This window comes from Pseudomonas sp. W2Jun17, assembly GCF_023127795.1.
GTDB lineage: Bacteria > Pseudomonadota > Gammaproteobacteria > Pseudomonadales > Pseudomonadaceae > Aquipseudomonas > Aquipseudomonas synxantha_A.
In genome coordinates this window covers 60,185-79,287 of the sequence record NZ_SPKO01000040.1, presented here as the reverse complement: position 1 = coordinate 79,287, position 19,103 = coordinate 60,185, and the positions used below count along the sequence as shown (strand labels likewise).

Below are 19,103 nucleotides of genomic sequence, written 5' to 3'. Positions count from 1 at the left end.
AGTTTGCGTCTGCCAGCGACTTGAGCCTCCCATGATTGCAACCCACGCACCGATCCTGATCACCGGTGCCGGCCAGCGCGTCGGCCTGCATTGTGCTGAGCGCCTGTTGGATGATGGCTACTCGGTGATTTTCAGTTACCGCAGCGAACGCCCAGGTGTGCAGGCGCTACGTGAACGAGGGGCCATCGGCGTATTTGCCGACTTTTCCAGCGAAGCCGGGATTCTTGCCTTCATCGCGCAGCTGCAAACCCATACCCAAAGCCTGCGTGCGATCATCCACAATGCTTCGGCCTGGGTCGCAGAAACACCGGGCGACGAAAGCCGCGCGTTTATCGATATGTTCAGCGTACACATGCTTGCGCCGTACCTGATCAACCTGCATTGTTCACCCTTGCTGCAACGCTCGACACCTGCCGATATCGTGCACATCAGCGATGACGTGGTGCGCAAGGGCAGCCGTCAGCACATCGCCTATTGCGCCACCAAGGCCGGCCTCGACAGCCTCACGCTATCGTTTGCCGCGCAGTTCGCGCCGCTGATCAAGGTCAACGGTATCGCGCCGGCCATGGTGATGTTCAACGAAGGCGACGACGCGGCCTATCGCGCCAAGGTCCTGGCCAAGTCGGCCCTGGGCATCGAGCCCGGGCCTGAGGTGATCTACCAGAGCGTGCGTTACCTGCTGGACAACCCCTATGTCACCGGTACCACCCTGACCGTCAACGGCGGGCGGCATATCAAGTAAGCCGTTTGCGAGGATGTTGTATGACCCTTTCCCTGCCCCACCACTACCGCGAAATCCTCAAGGGCCTGGGCGAAGACCCAGAGCGCGAGGGCCTGCTCGACACGCCCAAGCGTGCCGCCAAGGCCATGCAGTACCTGTGTCATGGCTACGCGCAGAACCTGGAAGAAATCGTCAACGGCGCGCTGTTCGCCTCCGACAATGACGAGATGGTGATCCTCAAGGACATCGAGTTGTACTCGTTGTGCGAGCATCACCTGCTGCCTTTTATCGGCAAGGCGCACGTGGCCTATATTCCGACCGGCAAGGTGCTGGGCCTGTCTAAACTGGCGCGCATCGTCGACATGTTTGCCCGGCGCCTGCAGATCCAGGAAAACCTTACGCGGCAAATCGCCGACGCCATCCAGGACGTGACCCAGGCTGCCGGCGTGGCGGTGGTGATCGAAGCCAAGCACATGTGCATGATGATGCGCGGCGTGGAGAAACAGAATTCAACCATGAACACCTCAGTGATGCTCGGCGCCTTCCGCGAATCGAACACCACGCGCATGGAGTTCCTGCAATTGATTGGACGGAGCAAGTAGCAATGCCACAACTTCAACCAGGCATGGCGCGCATCCGGGTCAAAGACCTGTGCCTGCGCACTTTTATTGGCATCAACGAGGACGAAATCCTCAACAAGCAGGATGTGCTGATCAACCTGACCATCCTGTATGCCGCCCAGGACGCCGTGCGCGACAACGATATCGACCACGCCTTGAACTACCGCACCATCACCAAGGCGATCATCGCCCATGTGGAAGGCAACCGCTTCGCCCTGCTGGAGCGCCTGACCCAGGAATTGCTGGACCTGGTGATGAGCAACGAATCGGTGTTGTACGCCGAGGTGGAAGTCGACAAGCCCCACGCGCTGCGCTTTGCCGAGTCGGTTTCGATCACTCTAGCCGCCAGCCGCTGATACTAAGTGAGCCCTATGAACGACCAACAACGCCTCGAACTTGAAGCCGCCGCCTTTCGCCGATTGGTGGCCCATCTGGACAGCCGCAAGGATGTGCAGAATATCGACCTGATGAACCTGGCCGGCTTTTGCCGCAACTGCCTGTCCAAGTGGTACAAGGCCGAGGCCGATGAGCGCCAGATCCAGGTCAGCCTCGATGACGCCCGTGAAGTGGTGTACGGCATGCCGTACGCCGAGTGGAAAGCCCAATACCAGCAAGAAGCCAACGCCGACCAACAGGCCGCGTTCGCCAAAGGAAAGCCCCATGACTGATCTGAACACTCTGCGCGCCAGCCTCAACAGTGGCGAACACGTCTTTGCCGACACCCTGGCCTTTATCGCCGACGGTTACGACTACCAGCCACAAGCGTTCACCAATGGCGATGTGGAAAACGCTGCTGGGCAGAACGAAGGTTCGTGCAAGACCCTGGGTTTGGCGTTGCTGGAAGGCTTGAGCGATCAGGAAGCGTTGCTGGCGTTTGGCGAGCATTACCGGTCGGTGGTGGCGACGCCTGAGGGCAGTGACCATGGCAATATTCGGGCGTTGATTGCCCATGGGTTGGATGGGGTAAAATTTGCCGCGCAGCCCCTGGCTCGCAAATCCTGAGTCAAATACATATCCAAATGTGGGAGGGGGCTTGCTCCCGATAGCAGGTTTCAGCCAAGTATTAGTTGGCTGACACACCGCTATCGGGAGCAAGCCCCCTCCCACATTTTTTTGCAGCGTTGTTTAGAACGAAGCGTCCTTCAAACCATCGAGGTAGCGCTCGGCATCCAGGGCCGCCATGCAACCGGCGCCGGCCGAGGTGATGGCCTGGCGGTAGACGTGGTCAGCCACGTCGCCGGCAGCGAAAATGCCTTCGATGTTGGTCGCGGTAGCATTGCCTTCGCGGCCGCCCTGCACCACCAGGTAGCCATCTTTGGCTTCCAGCACGCCTTCGAACAGCGAGGTGTTCGGGGTGTGGCCGATGGCGATGAATACACCGTCGACTTTCAATTCGTCGAAGCTGCCATCGTTGTTCTTCAGGCGCGCACCGGTCACGCCCATGTTGTCGCCCAGGACTTCATCCAGGGTGGCGTTGAGCTTGAGGATGATCTTGCCTTCTGCCACACGGGCATGCAGCTTGTCGATCAGGATCTTCTCGGCGCGGAAGGTCTCGCGACGGTGAACCAGGGTCACAGTGCTGGCGATGTTGGCCAGGTACAGCGCCTCCTCCACAGCGGTGTTACCACCACCGACCACAGCGACCGGCTTGTTGCGGTAGAAGAAACCGTCGCAGGTAGCGCAGGCCGAAACCCCCTTGCCCATGAACGCTTCTTCCGATGGCAGGCCCAGGTAACGAGCACTGGCACCGGTGGCGATGATCAGGGCGTCACAAGTGTAGACGCCACTGTCGCCGGTCAGGCTGTAAGGCTTCTTGGAGAAGTCGACCTTGTTGATGTGATCAAACACGATCTCGGTTTCAAAGCGCTCGGCGTGCTCTTTCATACGCTCCATCAGCACCGGGCCGGTCAGTCCGTGGACATCGCCCGGCCAGTTGTCGACTTCGGTGGTGGTGGTCAACTGACCGCCCGCCTGCATGCCGGTGATCAGCAGCGGCTTGAGGTTGGCCCGGGCAGCATAGACGGCAGCGCTGTAACCGGCAGGGCCGGAACCGAGAATAATCACTCGCGAATGGCGGGTATCAGACATGACTCGCTCCTATCGACCGCCCGGACTACAAGGCGGCTGGAATAAAAAAGGGACCACGAAGCACTTGGGGAAGGCTTGAACTCGCAGGCCCTGAAAATAATGGGTGCAGCGTATCGAGGGGGGCAAGATTAAGGAAATACGGAATAACAATCCAGCTCATAGGTGGTCTCTATGCAGTCGGCCCGATTAATCGACGCCATTGCTCCCCCTAATGTTACTGATGATGTCGCCGCTTTCGCCCACGATACAAAGCCGGTAAGGTCGGCGCGTTCGTCATCCTGCTCGGAGTTCACCATGCCCGCCCCCGCTCTTTCCGGTCCGCAATACCTGCGTGAAGGCCTCAAACTGGTGTTGAGCCCCGGCTTGCGCTTGTTTGTGCTGCTGCCGCTGGCGATCAACCTGGTGCTGTTCGTCGGCTTGATCTATTTCGCCGGCCATCAGTTCAGCCTGTGGGTCGACCATCTGATGCCGACGCTGCCCAGTTGGCTGAGTTTTCTGAATTACCTGTTGTGGCCATTGTTTGTGGTGTTGGTGGTGCTGATGGTGTTTTTCACCTTCACCATGCTCGCCAATATCATCGCAGCGCCGTTCAACGGCTTTCTCTCGGAGAAGGTTGAAGTGGTGGTGCGCGGCACCGATGACTTTCCGGCGTTCAGTTGGGGTGAGTTGATCGCCATGGTGCCGCGTACCCTGGCCCGGGAAATGCGCAAGCTGGGCTACTTCCTGCCACGAGCTATCGGACTGTTTATCCTGTCGTTCATTCCAGTGGTCAACCTGATCGCTGCGCCGCTGTGGTTGCTCTTTGGCGTATGGATGATGGCAATCCAGTACATCGACTACCCGGCCGACAACCACAAACTGGGCTGGAACGAGATGCTCGCCTGGCTGCGCCAGAAGCGCTGGCAGAGCATGAGCTTCGGCGGTGTTGTCTATCTGGTGCTGCTGGTGCCGGTGGTCAACCTGCTGATGATGCCGGCGGCAGTCGCCGGGGCGACGTTGTTCTGGGTGCGTGAGCAAGGTGCCGAGGCGATGACGCAGCAGGCCGTGACCCCGTCATAAATCCATCATCACTCAGACACAATGGCGACATGGCCCGCGGTGACACTGTGGGTCATGACGACAGCCTCGCTTCACATCACCCTCATTACCGAAACCTTCCCGCCGGAAATCAACGGCGTGGCCAATACCCTTGGCCGCCTGTGCGAGGGTTTGCGCTCGCGTGGTCATCAGGTCGAACTGGTGCGTCCACGCCAGGGCGCTGATCAGAGCCGACCGAGTGACAATCAACTGCTGCTGTGCCGCGGCTGGCCATTACCCGGTTACCCAGGGCTGCAATGGGGCCAATCGTCGATGCGCAAACTGCTCAGACGCTGGAGCCGCCAGCGCCCGGACGTGTTGTATATCGCCACCGAAGGGCCGTTGGGTTTATCCGCTCTGCGTGCGGCGCGGCGTTTGGGAATCAGTGTTGTCAGCGGCTTTCATACCAACTTCCAGCAGTATTCGAACCAGTACGGCTTGAGCCTGCTCAGTCGCATGGTCACCCATTACCTGCGCTGGTTTCACAACCGATCGAGCCTGACCCTGGTACCAAGCGCCAGTCAGCGCCTGGAACTGGAGCGTCGGCATTTTGAGCGCCTGGGGATGTTGGCCAGAGGCGTCGACAGCCAATTGTTCCACCCCGCCAAACGCGACAGCGCTCTGCGGGAAAGCTGGGCATTGAATAATGAGCAAATCGCAGTGCTGCATGTAGGGCGGCTGGCCCAGGAAAAGAACCTGGGCCTGCTCAAGCGCTGTTTCGAGACCTTGCAGAACAGATACCCCTTGCGTCAGATGAAACTGATCATCGTCGGTGATGGACCACAACGAGCAATGCTGGAAAAGGACCTTCCCGAAGCAATTTTCTGCGGTGCCTTGCGCGGTGAAGAACTGGCTCGTCATTACGCGTCCGGCGATGTGTTCCTGTTCCCCAGCCTGACCGAAACCTTTGGCAATGTGGTACTGGAGGCCATGGCGTCAGGGTTGGGGGTGGTGGCCTACGACCAGGCTGCCGCCACACAGCATATTCGTCACGGCTACAACGGGGTGCTGGCGATGCCGGGTGACGAAAATGCGTTTTGCGACGCCGCCAATTGGCTGCTGGAGGACGCGGAAAGTTTACGCCGTATGCGCCTCAATGCGCGTCAACACGCGAGCCGCCAGGGCTGGCCAGCGATTGTCGAACAGTTCGAGCAGCAGTTACGAGGTGTGTGTGGGGAACATTTTATCGTCCCAACACAGCCGCACGCAGGCTGAAGACTCAGCAATGACTGTAAGTCACTTCACCTGCCTGACAGACGAGCCCCCGAGTAATGGCCCAGGCGTTAGGCTTTTTCGCGCCAGAGCGCCTGAATAAGCGCCCCCACACAGGATATTTCTGGAACGCTGCAGGATTTATCACCACCCACATGACACCTGTCTTACCAGGGGTGTCTTTTACAGATCGCACCCAAGAGGCAGGCATTCATGATGGAAACTTAAGAGATAACTATGTCGACACTGATAAACGAATCCATGGTTCCACGGTACCCGACTACCGATATCTTCAGCCAGAGGCCTACGGGGCCCGACAATGGCTGGTACCGCCCGCAGCAACCCCCACGTCCCGACTACGGCTGGCATCGCCCGCAGCAACCTACACGTCCCGACTACGGCTCGCATCGCCCGCAGCAACCTACACGTCCCGACTACGGCTCGCATCGCCCGCAGCAACCTACACGTCCCGACTATGGCTGGCATCGTCCGCAGCAACCCACACAACCCGACTATGGCTGGCATCGTCCGCAGCAACCCACACAACCCGATTATGGCTGGCATCGTCCGCAGCAACCCTCACAACCCGATTACGGCTGGCATCGTCCACATCAGCCCACACGCCCCGACTACGGCTCGCATCGTCCACAGCAACCGACATACGACCAAACCCTGACGCAGCCAGTACGCCCCTATTGATCAGCCAACCCCAGGAGATACGGAACATGTCAATTTATGGAATGGGTGTACGCAATGGTGTCAACATGCCAACCGCGCAATGGACCCAGCAGCAACAATGGCTGGATCAAGCCCGTGCTGAACCGCCAATCTACGGCCAGCCTGGCCATAAAGACACGCTCAAGACTGATCACAGTAAAGAGTTGAATAAGCGACCAGAGTATTAATCGCTAAAGAGAAGAAACTCCCTGTGACGCTCACAGGGAGTCCAGCCTTTTACACCAGAGTGGTCAACGCGTCGCGACTGAAGGGCAAGATGTCCCCTTCACGCCCTTCGCGCACCTTCACGGCCCAATCAGGATCCACCAGCAGCGCACGCCCTACGGCCACCAGGTCGAACTCATCGTTATTCAGGCGCTCCAGCAGCTTTTCGAGGCTGGCAGGTTGCGCGACCTTGTCGGTGTTGACCATAAATTGCAGGAACTCGCCATCCAGGCCAACACTGCCCACGGTGATAGTCGGCTTACCCGTGAGCTGACGCGTCCAGCCAGCCAGGTTGAGGTCGGAGCCTTCAAACTCCGGCTCCCAGAAACGGCGAGTGGAGCAGTGGAAAATATCTACGCCGGCCTCAGCCAATGGCTTGAGGAACTCACCCAGCGCCTCAGGGGTTTGCACCAGGCGTGCGGTGTAGTCCTGCTGCTTCCACTGCGAGAAACGCAGGATGATCGGAAAATTCGGCCCTACAGCAGCACGGGTGGCCTCGATCAGCTCAATGGCAAAGCGCGAACGGTTGGCCAGGCTGCCACCGTATTCGTCGGTGCGCTGGTTGCTGCCCTCCCAGAAGAATTGATCCACCAGGTAACCGTGGGCGCCATGGATTTCTACACCGTCCATGCCGATCGCCTGGGCGTCACTGGCAGCTTGGGCGAAGGCGTTGATCACGTCCCTGATGTCCTGTTGCGTCATACCGTGCACAACCACGTTGCCGTCCTTGAGCTTTTCCATCGGGCCATAAGCAGGCACGCTGGCATCAGGCTCGGTGCCAATACGGCGCACGCTACCCACATGCCACAACTGCGGGACAATCTTGCCGCCTTCGGCGTGTACCGCGTCGACCACTTTCTTCCAGCCGGCCAGCGCGGCCTCACCGTAGAAATGCGGGACGTTGGGGTAGCCGTTGGACGCCCGGTGATCGACCACGGTGCCTTCAGTGATGATCAGGCCCACACCGGCCGCCGCACGACGACGGTAGTACTCGATGACCTTGGAGTTGGGTACACCACCCGGAGAGAACGAACGGGTCATGGGCGCCATGACCACGCGGGTCGACAGTTGCAGTCCACCGAGTTGGAAGGGTTTGAACAAGGCTTGGACAGGCATGGAGCACTCCACCAGGACGGGATTTATGACGCGGATAATATGGCGAGTGTGCAGCGCTTAGTAGCACTATTGATCTGGGTGATTAAAGGGGTAGAAGTAGCCGAATACCTGTAGGAGCGAGCTTGTTCGCGAAGAATCCGGGAACACGCGTTAAGTCAGGATCAACGCGTTATCGTTGGCGATCTTCGCGAGCAAGCTCGCTCCTACAGTGGGTGTGTTTCAGCTCAGGGCTTTTTCGATGGCCTGCATGATAGTCGGGTCGTCCGGGGACGTACGCGGCGAGAAGCGCGCGAGTACCCGGCCATCTTTACCCAACAGGAATTTCTCGAAGTTCCAGGTGATGTCCCCTGGAAACTCGGCGCCCTCACCTGCCAGCAAGCGGTACAGCTGATGACGATCCGGGCCGTTGACCTCGAGCTTGCTGCCCAGGGGAAAACTCACCCCGTAGTTCAGGCTGCAGAACTCGCGGATCTCTTGTTCGGTCCCCGGTTCCTGGCCTGCAAACTGATTGCACGGCAAGCCGAGCACCGTGAATCCCTGGTCCCTGTATTGCTGGTAGAGGTTTTCCAACGCCGCGTATTGCGGGGTCAAACCACATTTGGACGCCACATTGACCACCAGCACAACCTGGCCCTTGAAGGGCGCCAGCGGTAGCTCTTGTCCGTCCAGGGCTTTGAGTTTCAGATCGTGGAAAGCACTCATGACGAACTCCAGATATCCCATATTCTTTGCATTGCAGCTCTCGGAGCTTACAACCGGCGAGTCTTCAATCATAGACGCCGGTGACAAAACTCGCCTGCAGGTTACTGAGCGGTCGGCCAGGGCAGAATCGGAATCGCCGTCACCGCGTTCTGCGGGCTGCCTTCGATCAGGCGGTCGCTGTAGACCAGATACACCAGGGTATTGCGCTTCTTGTCGAGGAAACGCACCACCTGCATGGTCTTGAACACCAGGGAGGTGCGTTCCTTGAAGACTTCGTCCCCGTCCTTGAGTTCGCCCTTGAAATGGATCGGGCCAACCTGGCGGCAGGCAATCGAGGCCTCAGCGCGGTCTTCGGCCAGGCCCAGGCCGCCTTTGACGCCGCCGGTCTTGGCACGCGACAGGTAGCAGGTCACGCCGTCAACCTTGGGGTCGTCAAACGCCTCGACCACAATCCGGTCGTTAGGGCCGACAAACTTGAACACCGTCGAGACCTGGGCGATTTCTTCGGCCGAGGCCAGCAGTGGCATGAGCAATAACAGGCCGAGTAATCCCTTCATTACACGCATCGGGTATTCCTTTCGTTTAAACCAGGATGAGGTTATCGCGGTGCACCAGTTCCGGTTCCGCCATGTAACCCAAGAGTCCGACAATCGCGTCAGACGATTGTCCAATTATCTTCTGTGCTTCAAGGGCGCTGTAGTTGGCCAGGCCACGGGCAATCTCACGACCGTCCGGCGCGACGCACACCACCATTTCGCCACGGCGGAAGCTGCCCTGCACCAGCTTGACGCCCACCGGCAGCAAGCTCTTGTTGCCTTGGGACAACGCCGACACCGCGCCCTCGTCCAGCACCAGGGTGCCACGGGTTTGCAGATGCCCGGCCAACCACTGCTTGCGCGCTGCCAGCATGCCGCGTTCCGGTGATAGCAGCGTACCGATGCGCTCACCGGCCTTGAGGCGATCCAGCACACGCTCCAGGCGCCCACCAACGATGATGGTATGGGCACCGGAACGCGCAGCTAGGCGAGCGGCGCGCAGTTTGGTCTGCATACCGCCACGGCCCAGAGCACCGCCGACACTGCCGGCGACCGCATCCAGTGCCGGGTCATCGGCGCGGGCTTCGTAGATCAACTGGGCATCGGGGTTGTTGCGCGGGTCGGCGTCGAACATGCCGTCGCGGTCGGTGAGGATCACCAACAGGTCGGCTTCCACCAGGTTGGCCACCAGCGCAGCCAGGGTGTCGTTGTCGCCGAAACGGATTTCGTCTGTGACCACGGTGTCGTTTTCATTGATGACCGGGATGACCTTGAGCTCCACCAAGGCGCGCAAGGTGCTGCGGGCATTGAGGTAGCGCTTGCGGTCGGACAGGTCGTCGTGGGTCAGCAGGATCTGCGCCGTGTGGCGGCCGTGCTCGGCAAAGCTGGACTCCCAGGCTTGCACCAGGCCCATCTGGCCGATGGCCGCGGCGGCTTGCAGTTCGTGCATCGCGCTGGGTCGCGCGGTCCAGCCGAGGCGGCTCATCCCGGCGGCAACCGCCCCGGACGACACCAGCACCAACTCGACACCGGCCTCATGCAAGGCCACCATCTGCTCGACCCAGACGCTCATGGCTGCGCGATCCAGCCCCTTGCCATCGGCCGTCAGCAACGCACTGCCGATCTTCACGACCCAGCGCTGCGCACCTGTCACTTTGCTCCGCATCATCTTCAACCTTAGAGTGAGGGCCGCGCGACCCAGCGCCGCCCATAACGTTATACCCGGATACCAAAACGCCGCTCCAGGGAGCGGCGTTCAAGTTTATCGCAACGAATCAATCGCGCACGTAAATGATTTCCGGACCGTCTTCATCATCCACGTCTTCTTCGTCCCAATCATCGTCGCCGATGTCATGGACCGACTTCACGCCGCTGCGGCGCAGGGCACGCTGGTCGTCCAGGGCCTGCAACTGGGCACGGGCTTCGTCTTCGATCTGCTGGTCAAGCTCGGCAAGCTCGGCCTTGAATACCGGGTCGGCCGCCAGGCGGTCGGCTCGGTCTTCCAGGTAACGCATGATGTCGCGGGTCAGGCGTTCGGTGCCTTCTTTGGCAATGGCCGAGATCACATAGACCGGGCCTTCCCATTCCAGGCGATCGACGATTTCCTTGACGCGCTCTTCGTGCTCTTCCTCAAGGATCTGGTCGCACTTGTTCAGGACCAGCCAGCGATCACGCTCGGCCAGGGCCGGGCTGAACTTGGTCAGCTCGCTGACGATCACTTCGGCGGCATCCGCAGCGCTGGTGTCATCCAGCGGCGCCATGTCGACGAGGTGCAGCAGCAAACGGGTGCGGGACAAGTGCTTGAGGAAGCGAATGCCCAGACCAGCACCGTCGGAAGCCCCTTCGATCAGGCCAGGAATGTCGGCAACCACGAAGCTCTTCCAGCGGTCGACGCTGACCACGCCCAGGTTTGGCACCAGGGTGGTGAACGGGTAGTCGGCGACCTTCGGCTTGGCGGCCGATACCGAGCGGATGAAGGTACTTTTGCCGGCGTTCGGCAGGCCCAACAGGCCCACGTCGGCGAGTACTTTCATTTCCAGCTTCAGGTCACGCTGTTCGCCCGGCTTGCCCGGCGTGGTCTGGCGCGGCGCACGGTTGGTACTGGACTTGAATCGGGTGTTACCCAGGCCGTGCCAGCCGCCCTGCACAACCATCAGTTTCTGGCCGGCCTTGGTCAGGTCGCCAATCACTTCCTGTGTCGCGGAATCGATGATCGTGGTGCCGACCGGTACGCGCAGTATCAGGTCTTCACCTTTTTTGCCGGTGCAGTCGGTGCTGCCGCCGTTGGAGCCACGCTCGGCATCGAAGTGCCGGGTGTAACGGTAGTCGACCAGGGTGTTGAGGTTTTCGTCGGCCATCATGTAGATGGAGCCACCGTCACCGCCGTCACCGCCGTTCGGACCACCGTTTTCGATGAATTTTTCGCGACGGAAACTCATGCAACCGTTACCGCCGTCGCCTGCTTTTACTCGGATGGAAACTTCATCAACGAACTTCATAACAAAACGCCTCTCGCCGCATGGACGAGCTTAAGAAACCAAGACATAAGACTCTTGCAAAAATGAGCGCAGCGACCTCAATCAGCGACCGCAAACTTGCGCCTGAGCTCATCACAAACAGCTTTGCAAGAGACTCACTCCACAAACGAAAAAGCCCCGTCGCAAGACAGGGCTTTTCCAGCGATCTCGCAATTAAGCTGCGACAACGCTCACGTAACGGCGGTTGAACGCGCCCTTTACTTCGAACTTGATCACGCCTTCGATTTTAGCGAAGAGGGTGTGATCTTTACCCATGCCAACACCGTAACCGGCGTGGAATTGGGTGCCGCGCTGACGCACGATGATGTTGCCCGGAATGATTTTCTGGCCGCCATACATCTTCACGCCAAGGCGTTTGGCTTCTGAGTCGCGACCGTTACGGGTACTACCACCAGCTTTTTTGTGTGCCATGAGTCAATTCTCCTAGTGAGGAATTAGGCTGAAATTAAGCCTGAATACCGGTGATTTTGATCTCGGTGTACCACTGGCGGTGGCCCATACGCTTCATGTGGTGCTTACGACGACGGAACTTGATGATGCGGACTTTATCGTGACGACCTTGGGAGATCACTTCAGCCACAACGGTAGCGCCAGCAACAACTGGAGCGCCGATGTTCACGTCATCGCCATTGGCGACCAACAGAACGCGATCAAAAGTAACAGATTCGCCAGTAGCGATTTCCAGTTTTTCGATCTTCAGGTATTCACCTGGGGCGACTTTGTATTGCTTGCCACCAGTAACAATTACTGCGTACGACATGGTATTTCTCCGATAATCCTGCTCACCCAGCGCTTTATAAGAAGAGGTATTGGCTGGCATGGCTGCATGGGATGGACGTCCCGAATGCAATTGCGTAAGGCAGGTGCTGCCCAGGAAGTTCAGGGTGCGCGATTGTACGCAAGCTATGGGAGGCTTGCAAGGGGCCGTCTATCGCGCCTTGACACTGCGGGGTCAGGGTCCTAGCATGCCGCGCAACCCTTCTGGAGCGACTGTCGCTGATGCAACCCCAAGCTTTCTACCGCGCGGTCGCGGACGATTTTAGCGCCGTCGACGGCATCATCAAGCAGCAGCTGACGTCTAAAGTGCCGCTGGTCTCCAAAATTGGCGACTATATTACGTCGGCGGGCGGTAAACGCCTGCGTCCTTTATTAGTACTGCTGTGTGGCAAGGCGCTGGGCCGCGAAGGCGATGACCTGCGCTTGCTGGCCGCGACCATCGAGTTCCTGCACACCGCCACCCTGCTGCATGACGACGTGGTCGACATGTCCGGTATGCGGCGTGGCCGCGAGACCGCCAATGCCATGTGGGGCAACGCACCCAGCGTGTTGGTGGGCGACTTCCTGTACTCGCGCTCGTTCGAAATGATGGTCGAACTGGGCTCGATGCCGGTGATGAAGATTCTTTCACAGGCCACGCGCATCATCGCCGAAGGCGAAGTGTTGCAGCTGTCCAAGGTCCGCGACGCCAGCACCACCGAAGAAACCTATATGGAAGTGATTCGCGGCAAAACCGCGATGCTCTTCGAAGCGTCCACCCACAGCGCTGCCGCGCTGTGTGGCGCCACCGCCGAACAGGCCGAAGCCCTGCGTACCTTTGGCGATCACCTGGGCGTGGCGTTCCAACTGGTGGATGACCTGCTCGACTACAAGGGCGACGCCGAAACCCTGGGCAAGAACGTCGGTGACGACCTGGCCGAGGGCAAGCCAACCTTGCCGCTGATCTACACCATGCGCGAAGGCACGCCGGAACAGGCCGCCCTGGTGCGCAAGGCCATCCAGAAAGGCGGGATCGAAGACCTGGAGGCCATCCGTGCCGCCGTCGAAGCCTCCGGTTCCCTGGAGTACACCGCGCAACTGGCGCGTGACTACGTGGCGCGGGCGATCCAGTGCCTGGAAGCCTTGCCGGCCAGTGAATACCGGGATGCATTGGTGGAACTGAGTGAGTTCGCTGTGGCCCGTACTCACTGATTCCGCGTTGATTAATGTGGGAGCTGGCTTGCCTGCGATGACGGTAGTGAACTCACCATCGCTATCGCAGGCAAGCCAGCTCCCACATTTAGATCGCATTCACCACTGACCTCCCCGCTCCCGCCGCAAAACCCTATATAATGTGCGACTTTTAGTCATCCCTGAATCTCAAGGAGCTTTAGTGAGCACGTTGCCACCCTGCCCGAAATGCAATTCCGAATACACCTACGAAGACGGCACCCAACTGGTCTGCCCGGAATGCGCCCATGAGTGGTCCGCCAATGGCGAGGCCGAAGTGGCCGGCGATGAGACCGTGAAGAAAGACTCTGTGGGCAACGTCCTGCAGGACGGCGACACCATCACCGTGATCAAGGACCTCAAGGTCAAGGGCACCTCACTGGTGGTCAAGGTCGGCACCAAGGTCAAGAACATCCGCCTGTGCGACGGAGACCACGATATCGACTGCAAGATCGACGGTATCGGCCCGATGAAACTCAAGTCCGAGTTCGTGCGCAAGGTCTGAAGCTGCTGCATCCATCCCGCGCCCGCCGCGGGATGGCGTTTCGCCCTCCTGATTGATCGAAAACAATATCCACACAAAAAAACCCGGAAACCGCCAATAGATACTTGCTATTCTACGAATAAGAATTATTCTCATTGAAACTCATCAAGGAGAACGACCATGACTTATTTGATAGATGCCTGGCTGGATCGCCCCCACCCTTACCTGCGAATCCTGCATCGGGAAACCGGCGAAGTCTGTGCGGTGCTTGAGGAAGAAGCGCTGAACGAACTACAGGACCAGGGTGACCTGGACGTCAATGGCCTGAGTTCCAGTGAGCCTGGAGTACTGAAAGAAGTGGTGAGGAATTTGTTTCTGTTCTGCTATGCCCGAGCATTGCGCCCGGCGACCGACTTGAATGGCAAGTTCCATCCATGAAGAAACTGGCAAATGCCTGTTGGGGCGAACGCGTTCGTCCCAACAGGTAACCAGCAGGTCTTACAGAACGTCGAGCAGCTCGACGTCGAATACCAGAACGCTGTGCGGCGGGATGCTGCCAACGCCTTGAGCGCCGTAAGCCAGTTCGCTCGGCACGTACAGACGCCATTTGCTGCCGGCATTCATCAGTTGCAGGGCCTCGGTCCAGCCGGCGATCACGCCGCCAACCGGGAATTCTGCAGGCTGGCCGCGCTCGTAGGAGCTGTCGAACACAGTGCCGTCGATCAAGGTGCCGTGGTAGTGGGTACGCACTTGATCTTCACGGGTCGGCTTGGCGCCGGTGCCGGCAGTCAGCACTTCAAATTGCAGGCCGGAAGCCAGGGTGGTGATGCCATCACGCTTGGCGTTTTCAGCCAGGAAAGCCAGGCCGGCACCCGCGGCGGCTTCAGCCTTGGCAGCGGCTTCGGCTTGCATGATCTCGCGGATCACTTTGAAGCTGGCAGCCATTTGCTCCTGGTCAACACGGCTCGGCTGGCCTGCAAATGCGTCGGTCAGGCCGGCCAGGATTGCGTCCAGGCTCACGCCCGGCGGCGGGTTGTCGCGCAGTTGGTCGCCCAACTGACGGCCGATACCGTAGCTGACGCGGGTTTCGTCGGTGGACAGATTAACTTCGGACATGAAGAGGCTCCGCTGTAGGACAACAGGGTTTCCCGCGCTGCCCAGAACTAAAAGGGCCCGCAGACTAGCACACAAGAGCAGCCCATGATCAGCCCCCTCCCCGGCTACCAGAGCGCCAGGTCGTAGGTCAGGTACACCCGGTAGTTGTCCCGATCACTGGCATAAGTCGAGCGGTAAGTGGCCTTGCGCAACTCCACGCCCAGTCCTTTGAACGTGCTGTCCTGGACCACATAGCGCAGATTCGTGTCGGACTCCCACTCACGCGCCTCGCGCCCTTTGAACTCGCCGTTTTGCCCTTTGTAGTAGCGGGTCATGAAACTCAAGCCCGGCAGTACCGCCGTCAAGTCATAGTCGTAGCGCAGCATCCATGTCTGCTCACCAGCCTGGATGAACTTGCCAACACCGGCGTTACTGAAGGAATACACCGTCGACACGCTGGCATACGGCAACGCTGTGTCGCCGCTGACTTTCTGATAACCAACACCCAGCGCCTGCGGGCCCAGCTGGTAAGTGAACAGACCGCTGAACATGTCACTGTCGACCTCGCCGTTACGCGCCTCACCCGCTTCGTTACTAATGAAGTAGCGCAAGTCGCTGGTCAGTGTGCCGCTGCCCAACGGCTGCTTATGCACCAGGCCAAAGAATTGCTGGCGATAGAATTGGCGCATTTCACCGTAGTACCAGGTGCCGCTGAGCTTCGGCGTAAACGCGTAGCTAGCGCCGGCAAAATCGAAATCACTACCCTTTTTTCCGCTGTAGCCCTGGGGATAAATATCCACACTGTCAGTGGAGTTACGCAACTTGAATTTGTCCAGGTGCCCAGCGTGCAGGTACAGGTCACGAATACCACTGTATTCCACTTGTGTGCCCTGGAAGGTCTGCGGTAACAAGCGGCCATCGTTGTGCACCAGCACCGGGATTTTCGGCAGCAACGTGCCGGTTTTCACCACTGCATCGCCCCAGCGCATCTTGGCCGTGACGCCCAGGCTGGAAAACTCACTGGCCGCATGACCATCGTCGTGCACAGGTAACAAGCCCGTCCCGGCGTGCGTCGGGCTGGAGTCGAGACGCAGGCCCGCCAGCCCCAGGGCATCCAGGCCAAAACCCACGGTGCCCTCGGTATAACCAGACTGAAGATTAAGCAGAAAACCCTGAGCCCATTCCTTGCGGTCTTCACCACCGTCGCGGTAACCGTCGTTGAAGTAGAAGTTGCGCAAGGTCAATCGGCCGTGGGAATCCTCCCAGAAACCCTGGGCCATCAATGTCGGTGACAGGCTCGCCAGCAGCCCCGCCGAGACCATTCCCCCTTTCGTGAAAAACTCACGCATAAACCATTCCTCAATGCCGTGTTGTGTTTTTTATGGGCAGTTGCACCGCGCGGCAGGCTGGACGGCATGTCGCGTTGGAGCGGACACTAACGGCTCGTCGACAGCCCCACAACGTTATGCGAGAAGCGCATCAGGCTATGCGTGAAGTACCGGCCGCCCTTCCCAACCGACAGGAAAAACACGGTGAACCTCAAGCAACTCGAAGCCTTCAAAGCGATCATGGCCACCGGCTCGACCATCGGCGCAGCAACGCGCATGGGCCTGTCGCAATCGGCGGTCAGCCGCCTGCTGAGCCAGTTGGAAGAGCACTTGGGTTTTGCCTTGTTCCTGCGCAAGAAGGGCCGCCTGATGGCGACGCCCGAAGCCGAGGAACTGCTCGCCGAAGTCGCCGGACTGGTGGATGGCATGCAACGAATCCAGCGCCTGGCCGACGAAATGCGCGTGGGCCGCTCACGCAAGAGCCTGCTCAAGGTCGGGGTGCCCACCAGCATGACCCAGGAGCTGTTGCCGCGCATCGTGGCGCAGTTTCTCAAGGAGCATGACGACATTGTCGTGGAACTGCTGACCGGTTCTTACGACACGATCGAGCGTGCGGTGCTGGACCGTTCCGCCGACCTGGGCTTTGTACGCCTGCCCACGGAAATACCTGACTTCGATGTCGAGCCGGTGCTGCAAACCGAAGGCGTCTGCGTGATGCCCGCCGACCATCCGCTGACCCGTCACGCCTGCATCGAAGTGCAGCATCTGCGCGATGTGCCGTTGGTGATGCTCGGCCGGCAACGGGCATTGCGGGCCGAGCTGAACCAGGTGTTTCGTGCCGCCAACCTCACGCCGCAGGTGCGGGTCGAGGTGCACTCGGTCGGGGCTGCGTGCAGCTTCGTTGCCGAGGGGCTGGGGGTGTCGATCGTCAATGGTCTGCTGGCCAGCCACTTCCGGCACTTGCCCATCGTCACCCGCCCGTTTCGCCCGGCGCTGCCCTACGCATTCGGCCTGGCGTTTCGCGCCAATGAGCCCAGGTCGCAGCTGGTGAACGCGTTTGCCGAGCATCTCAAGCAGCGTCTGGCCGCACAAAACGCATAGCCCAACCCAACCCAACCCACGCATAACGTTGTCGCCGCGAAAACTTTGCCCTAGTGTCCGCCCCACACGTGTCACCCCTATAACAATAACGGCGCAAGCCGGGGCCACTAGCATGAGCGAATCCCAGAGCATCCCCACCCAAGCAGCGGTGGGAAATACCACGCAACGCAAGCAGATCAATCCCGCCATCATCCTGCTGAGTATCGTCCTGCTCGCAGTGGCGTTTACCTACGCCGTGAACTCGGGCACGTTCCAGCGCCAGAATGGCCTGGTGATCCCGGGCTCTTACCAGGTGCTGGAAAAACACGACTCCCTGAGCCAACTGTTCGCACTGGAACCACGCAAAGCCGGCGACACCGTGGCGCGCCCGGTGTCCCTGGTGGAAGGCTTCATGGCGATTCCCCAGGGCATCGAGAAGCGTGCGGCACTGATTTTCATGGTGCTGTTCATCGGTGGCATGTTCGGTGTGCTGAACAAGGCCGGGGTGATCGACGCCGGGCTGGAGCGCATGCTGGGTCTGACACGGGGCAATATCTATGTGCTGGTGCCGTGCCTGATGCTGGTGTTTTCCGCCGGCAGTACCTTCATGGGGCTGGCCAAGGAATTTATTCTCATCGTGCCGTTGATGGTTGCCATGGCTAATCGGCTGGGGCTGTCGAACCTGATCGGGCTGGCCATCGTCACGATCTCAGTCAAGATCGGCTACCTGGCCTCGATATCCAATCCAGTGGCGCTGTCCGTGGCCCAGCCGATGGTCGGGCTGCCGATCTTCAGTGGCCTGAGCATGCGTGTGCTCGCCTACTGCAGCTTCCTGCTGGTGGGCATTGCCTTCGTGCTGTGGAGTATTCGCAAGCACGGTTACGATGCCACGGCGCAGATCACTTTCGAAAGTACGCCGTTGCCCCTGCGCCATCTGATCAACCTGATCGTACTGCTGACGGGCATCGCTTTCCTGGTCTACGCCTCCAACCGCTGGGGCTGGAAATACCACGAGCTGTCGGCGTTCTACCTGCTGCTGACGCTGGCCTTCAGCGTGATCGCCGGGCTCGGCGCCAGCGTTGCCGCCAGTGCCTTTGTCGATGGAATGAAGAAGGTGCTGATCGCCGGCGTGCTGATCGGTCTGGCTACCGCCGTGGAGATCATCCTCAGTACCGGCCAGGTCCTGGACACCATCGTCAACAGCCTGGCCAACCTGGTGGGCGACCATGGTCCGATCGTGTCGGCCTACGGCATGTTCTTCGCACAACTGGGGCTGGATGTGCTGATCCCATCCACCTCCGGCCAGGCGGCGGTAACCATGCCGATCTTCGGGCCCTTGGGTCAGTTGTCCGGCGTCAGCCCGCAGACCACGGTGTTCGCATTTCTGATGGGCAATGGCCTGACCAACATGATCACCCCCACGTCCAGCGGCCTGCTGGTGCTGTTGGCCACCGCCAATGTCGGTTGGGGCCAATGGGCGCGCTACATCCTGCCGCTGTTCCTGATCTACGCCGTGCTGGCGATGGTGTTGCTGGCCATTGCGGTAACGAGCGGGTACTGAATCGATGAGTGTTCTCCC

At 59.6% G+C, this 19,103-nt stretch carries 24 protein-coding genes; 14 read left to right on the top strand and 10 right to left on the bottom strand.

From position 1 onward, the window contains the following. Positions 1-34: 34 nt before the first annotated feature. From folM to E4O98_RS26445, 5 genes are read left to right on the top strand one after another with little or no spacing between them, the layout of a single operon-like run. Positions 35-742, top strand: coding sequence for a dihydromonapterin reductase (folM, locus tag E4O98_RS26465; RefSeq protein WP_164699563.1), 708 nt, complete (start codon positions 35-37; stop codon positions 740-742). 20 nt (positions 743-762) lie between these two features. Continuing rightward, on the top strand, positions 763-1,323 hold the full coding sequence (gene folE / locus E4O98_RS26460; RefSeq protein ID WP_005791285.1) for a GTP cyclohydrolase I FolE: 561 nt from the start codon (positions 763-765) through the stop codon (positions 1,321-1,323). Between the two features lie 2 nt (positions 1,324-1,325). Then, positions 1,326-1,697: a dihydroneopterin triphosphate 2'-epimerase gene (folX, locus tag E4O98_RS26455; protein WP_032857710.1), complete on the top strand. Its 372-nt coding sequence runs from the start codon at positions 1,326-1,328 to the stop codon at positions 1,695-1,697. Between the two features lie 15 nt (positions 1,698-1,712). Further along, positions 1,713-2,009, top strand: coding sequence for a DUF1244 domain-containing protein (locus E4O98_RS26450; RefSeq protein WP_148852674.1), 297 nt, complete (start codon positions 1,713-1,715; stop codon positions 2,007-2,009). Continuing rightward, on the top strand, positions 2,002-2,343 hold the full coding sequence (locus E4O98_RS26445) for a HopJ type III effector protein (RefSeq protein WP_148852675.1): 342 nt from the start codon (positions 2,002-2,004) through the stop codon (positions 2,341-2,343). Before E4O98_RS26450 ends, E4O98_RS26445 begins: the two co-directional genes overlap by 8 nt. Positions 2,344-2,466: 123 nt before the next feature. Here E4O98_RS26445 and trxB read toward each other — a convergent pair whose 3' ends face one another. Beyond that, positions 2,467-3,429, bottom strand: coding sequence for a thioredoxin-disulfide reductase (gene trxB / locus E4O98_RS26440; RefSeq protein WP_003194076.1), 963 nt, complete (start codon positions 3,427-3,429; stop codon positions 2,467-2,469). A 294-nt stretch (positions 3,430-3,723) separates the two neighbouring features. On the opposite strand from trxB, the gene cysZ reads away from it, so the two are divergent. The 4 genes from cysZ to E4O98_RS26420 all read left to right on the top strand — a co-directional run bounded on the left by cysZ (position 3,724) and on the right by E4O98_RS26420 (position 6,623). Beyond that, entirely contained in the window at positions 3,724-4,488 is a 765-nt protein-coding gene (gene cysZ, locus E4O98_RS26435; protein WP_078822280.1) for a sulfate transporter CysZ, read from the top strand. A 54-nt stretch (positions 4,489-4,542) separates the two neighbouring features. Further along, positions 4,543-5,721, top strand: coding sequence for a glycosyltransferase family 1 protein (locus E4O98_RS26430; RefSeq protein WP_248136705.1), 1,179 nt, complete (start codon positions 4,543-4,545; stop codon positions 5,719-5,721). A gap of 234 nt (positions 5,722-5,955) precedes the next feature. Continuing rightward, positions 5,956-6,417, top strand: a complete 462-nt coding sequence (locus E4O98_RS26425; RefSeq protein WP_248136702.1) for a hypothetical protein — start codon at positions 5,956-5,958, stop codon at positions 6,415-6,417. A gap of 26 nt (positions 6,418-6,443) precedes the next feature. Further along, the gene (locus E4O98_RS26420; RefSeq protein ID WP_032879540.1) at positions 6,444-6,623 is read left to right on the top strand and encodes a hypothetical protein; all 180 of its coding nucleotides are present in this window, start codon (positions 6,444-6,446) and stop codon (positions 6,621-6,623) included. A gap of 49 nt (positions 6,624-6,672) precedes the next feature. On the opposite strand, the gene E4O98_RS26415 is transcribed toward E4O98_RS26420, so the two are convergent. The 7 genes from E4O98_RS26415 to rplU all read right to left on the bottom strand — a co-directional run bounded on the left by E4O98_RS26415 (position 6,673) and on the right by rplU (position 12,311). Next, positions 6,673-7,776: an NADH:flavin oxidoreductase gene (locus E4O98_RS26415; RefSeq protein WP_032879538.1), complete on the bottom strand. Its 1,104-nt coding sequence runs from the start codon at positions 7,774-7,776 to the stop codon at positions 6,673-6,675. Positions 7,777-7,995: 219 nt separating this feature from the next. Continuing rightward, the gene (locus E4O98_RS26410; protein WP_032879536.1) at positions 7,996-8,478 is read right to left on the bottom strand and encodes a glutathione peroxidase; all 483 of its coding nucleotides are present in this window, start codon (positions 8,476-8,478) and stop codon (positions 7,996-7,998) included. Positions 8,479-8,579: 101 nt separating this feature from the next. After that, on the bottom strand, positions 8,580-9,044 hold the full coding sequence (locus E4O98_RS26405) for a CreA family protein (RefSeq protein ID WP_032879534.1): 465 nt from the start codon (positions 9,042-9,044) through the stop codon (positions 8,580-8,582). A gap of 16 nt (positions 9,045-9,060) precedes the next feature. Continuing rightward, positions 9,061-10,179, bottom strand: a complete 1,119-nt coding sequence (gene proB, locus E4O98_RS26400; protein ID WP_005791305.1) for a glutamate 5-kinase — start codon at positions 10,177-10,179, stop codon at positions 9,061-9,063. Between the two features lie 109 nt (positions 10,180-10,288). Continuing rightward, the gene (gene cgtA / locus E4O98_RS26395; RefSeq protein ID WP_032879532.1) at positions 10,289-11,512 is read right to left on the bottom strand and encodes an Obg family GTPase CgtA; all 1,224 of its coding nucleotides are present in this window, start codon (positions 11,510-11,512) and stop codon (positions 10,289-10,291) included. Between the two features lie 192 nt (positions 11,513-11,704). Beyond that, positions 11,705-11,962, bottom strand: a complete 258-nt coding sequence (gene rpmA, locus E4O98_RS26390; protein ID WP_003176049.1) for a 50S ribosomal protein L27 — start codon at positions 11,960-11,962, stop codon at positions 11,705-11,707. Between the two features lie 34 nt (positions 11,963-11,996). Continuing rightward, the gene (gene rplU / locus E4O98_RS26385; protein WP_003176051.1) at positions 11,997-12,311 is read right to left on the bottom strand and encodes a 50S ribosomal protein L21; all 315 of its coding nucleotides are present in this window, start codon (positions 12,309-12,311) and stop codon (positions 11,997-11,999) included. Between the two features lie 239 nt (positions 12,312-12,550). Between rplU and E4O98_RS26380 the strand changes: the two genes are divergently transcribed. The 3 genes from E4O98_RS26380 to E4O98_RS26370 all read left to right on the top strand — a co-directional run bounded on the left by E4O98_RS26380 (position 12,551) and on the right by E4O98_RS26370 (position 14,459). Beyond that, positions 12,551-13,519, top strand: a complete 969-nt coding sequence (locus tag E4O98_RS26380) for a polyprenyl synthetase family protein (protein ID WP_005791318.1) — start codon at positions 12,551-12,553, stop codon at positions 13,517-13,519. Between the two features lie 181 nt (positions 13,520-13,700). Then, positions 13,701-14,042 carry a zinc ribbon domain-containing protein YjdM gene (locus E4O98_RS26375; RefSeq protein ID WP_005791320.1) on the top strand — a complete coding sequence of 114 codons (342 nt, stop codon included), beginning with the start codon at positions 13,701-13,703 and terminating at the stop codon, positions 14,040-14,042. Between the two features lie 159 nt (positions 14,043-14,201). Continuing rightward, positions 14,202-14,459, top strand: coding sequence for a hypothetical protein (locus E4O98_RS26370; protein WP_005791321.1), 258 nt, complete (start codon positions 14,202-14,204; stop codon positions 14,457-14,459). Positions 14,460-14,519: 60 nt separating this feature from the next. Here the strand turns inward: E4O98_RS26370 and E4O98_RS26365 are convergent, their stop codons facing one another. Together E4O98_RS26365 and E4O98_RS26360 are read right to left on the bottom strand one after the other, a co-directional pair. After that, positions 14,520-15,137, bottom strand: a complete 618-nt coding sequence (locus E4O98_RS26365) for an FKBP-type peptidyl-prolyl cis-trans isomerase (RefSeq protein ID WP_014719893.1) — start codon at positions 15,135-15,137, stop codon at positions 14,520-14,522. A gap of 104 nt (positions 15,138-15,241) precedes the next feature. After that, positions 15,242-16,438 carry an OprD family porin gene (locus E4O98_RS26360; RefSeq protein ID WP_248092691.1) on the bottom strand — a complete coding sequence of 399 codons (1,197 nt, stop codon included), beginning with the start codon at positions 16,436-16,438 and terminating at the stop codon, positions 15,242-15,244. A gap of 210 nt (positions 16,439-16,648) precedes the next feature. On the opposite strand from E4O98_RS26360, the gene E4O98_RS26355 reads away from it, so the two are divergent. Both E4O98_RS26355 and E4O98_RS26350 read left to right on the top strand, forming a co-directional pair. After that, positions 16,649-17,545 carry a LysR family transcriptional regulator gene (locus tag E4O98_RS26355; protein ID WP_148852678.1) on the top strand — a complete coding sequence of 299 codons (897 nt, stop codon included), beginning with the start codon at positions 16,649-16,651 and terminating at the stop codon, positions 17,543-17,545. Positions 17,546-17,657: 112 nt separating this feature from the next. Next, a complete protein-coding gene (locus E4O98_RS26350) occupies positions 17,658-19,085 on the top strand; it encodes an AbgT family transporter (RefSeq protein ID WP_032879527.1) in 1,428 nt (475 codons plus the stop codon). The last annotated feature ends 18 nt before the right edge of the window (positions 19,086-19,103 follow it).

Excerpts from the sequence above, each read along its gene's own strand:
- E4O98_RS26425 (WP_248136702.1), top strand. The coding sequence starts at position 5,956 with ATGTCGACACTGATAAACGAATCCATGGTTCCACGGTACCCGACTACC.
- E4O98_RS26445 (WP_148852675.1), top strand. The coding sequence starts at position 2,002 with ATGACTGATCTGAACACTCTGCGCGCCAGCCTCAACAGTGGCGAACAC.
- folE (WP_005791285.1), top strand. The coding sequence starts at position 763 with ATGACCCTTTCCCTGCCCCACCACTACCGCGAAATCCTCAAGGGCCTG.
- E4O98_RS26350 (WP_032879527.1), top strand. The coding sequence starts at position 17,658 with ATGAGCGAATCCCAGAGCATCCCCACCCAAGCAGCGGTGGGAAATACC.
- proB (WP_005791305.1), bottom strand. The coding sequence starts at position 10,179 with ATGCGGAGCAAAGTGACAGGTGCGCAGCGCTGGGTCGTGAAGATCGGC.
- E4O98_RS26380 (WP_005791318.1), top strand. The coding sequence starts at position 12,551 with ATGCAACCCCAAGCTTTCTACCGCGCGGTCGCGGACGATTTTAGCGCC.
- rplU (WP_003176051.1), bottom strand. The coding sequence starts at position 12,311 with ATGTCGTACGCAGTAATTGTTACTGGTGGCAAGCAATACAAAGTCGCC.
- E4O98_RS26450 (WP_148852674.1), top strand. The coding sequence starts at position 1,713 with ATGAACGACCAACAACGCCTCGAACTTGAAGCCGCCGCCTTTCGCCGA.
- E4O98_RS26360 (WP_248092691.1), bottom strand. The coding sequence starts at position 16,438 with ATGGTCTCGGCGGGGCTGCTGGCGAGCCTGTCACCGACATTGATGGCC.
- E4O98_RS26410 (WP_032879536.1), bottom strand. The coding sequence starts at position 8,478 with ATGAGTGCTTTCCACGATCTGAAACTCAAAGCCCTGGACGGACAAGAG.
- E4O98_RS26420 (WP_032879540.1), top strand. The coding sequence starts at position 6,444 with ATGTCAATTTATGGAATGGGTGTACGCAATGGTGTCAACATGCCAACC.
- E4O98_RS26365 (WP_014719893.1), bottom strand. The coding sequence starts at position 15,137 with ATGTCCGAAGTTAATCTGTCCACCGACGAAACCCGCGTCAGCTACGGT.
- E4O98_RS26405 (WP_032879534.1), bottom strand. The coding sequence starts at position 9,044 with ATGCGTGTAATGAAGGGATTACTCGGCCTGTTATTGCTCATGCCACTG.
- rpmA (WP_003176049.1), bottom strand. The coding sequence starts at position 11,962 with ATGGCACACAAAAAAGCTGGTGGTAGTACCCGTAACGGTCGCGACTCA.
- trxB (WP_003194076.1), bottom strand. The coding sequence starts at position 3,429 with ATGTCTGATACCCGCCATTCGCGAGTGATTATTCTCGGTTCCGGCCCT.
- folX (WP_032857710.1), top strand. The coding sequence starts at position 1,326 with ATGCCACAACTTCAACCAGGCATGGCGCGCATCCGGGTCAAAGACCTG.
- cgtA (WP_032879532.1), bottom strand. The coding sequence starts at position 11,512 with ATGAAGTTCGTTGATGAAGTTTCCATCCGAGTAAAAGCAGGCGACGGC.
- cysZ (WP_078822280.1), top strand. The coding sequence starts at position 3,724 with ATGCCCGCCCCCGCTCTTTCCGGTCCGCAATACCTGCGTGAAGGCCTC.
- E4O98_RS26430 (WP_248136705.1), top strand. The coding sequence starts at position 4,543 with ATGACGACAGCCTCGCTTCACATCACCCTCATTACCGAAACCTTCCCG.
- E4O98_RS26415 (WP_032879538.1), bottom strand. The coding sequence starts at position 7,776 with ATGCCTGTCCAAGCCTTGTTCAAACCCTTCCAACTCGGTGGACTGCAA.
- E4O98_RS26370 (WP_005791321.1), top strand. The coding sequence starts at position 14,202 with ATGACTTATTTGATAGATGCCTGGCTGGATCGCCCCCACCCTTACCTG.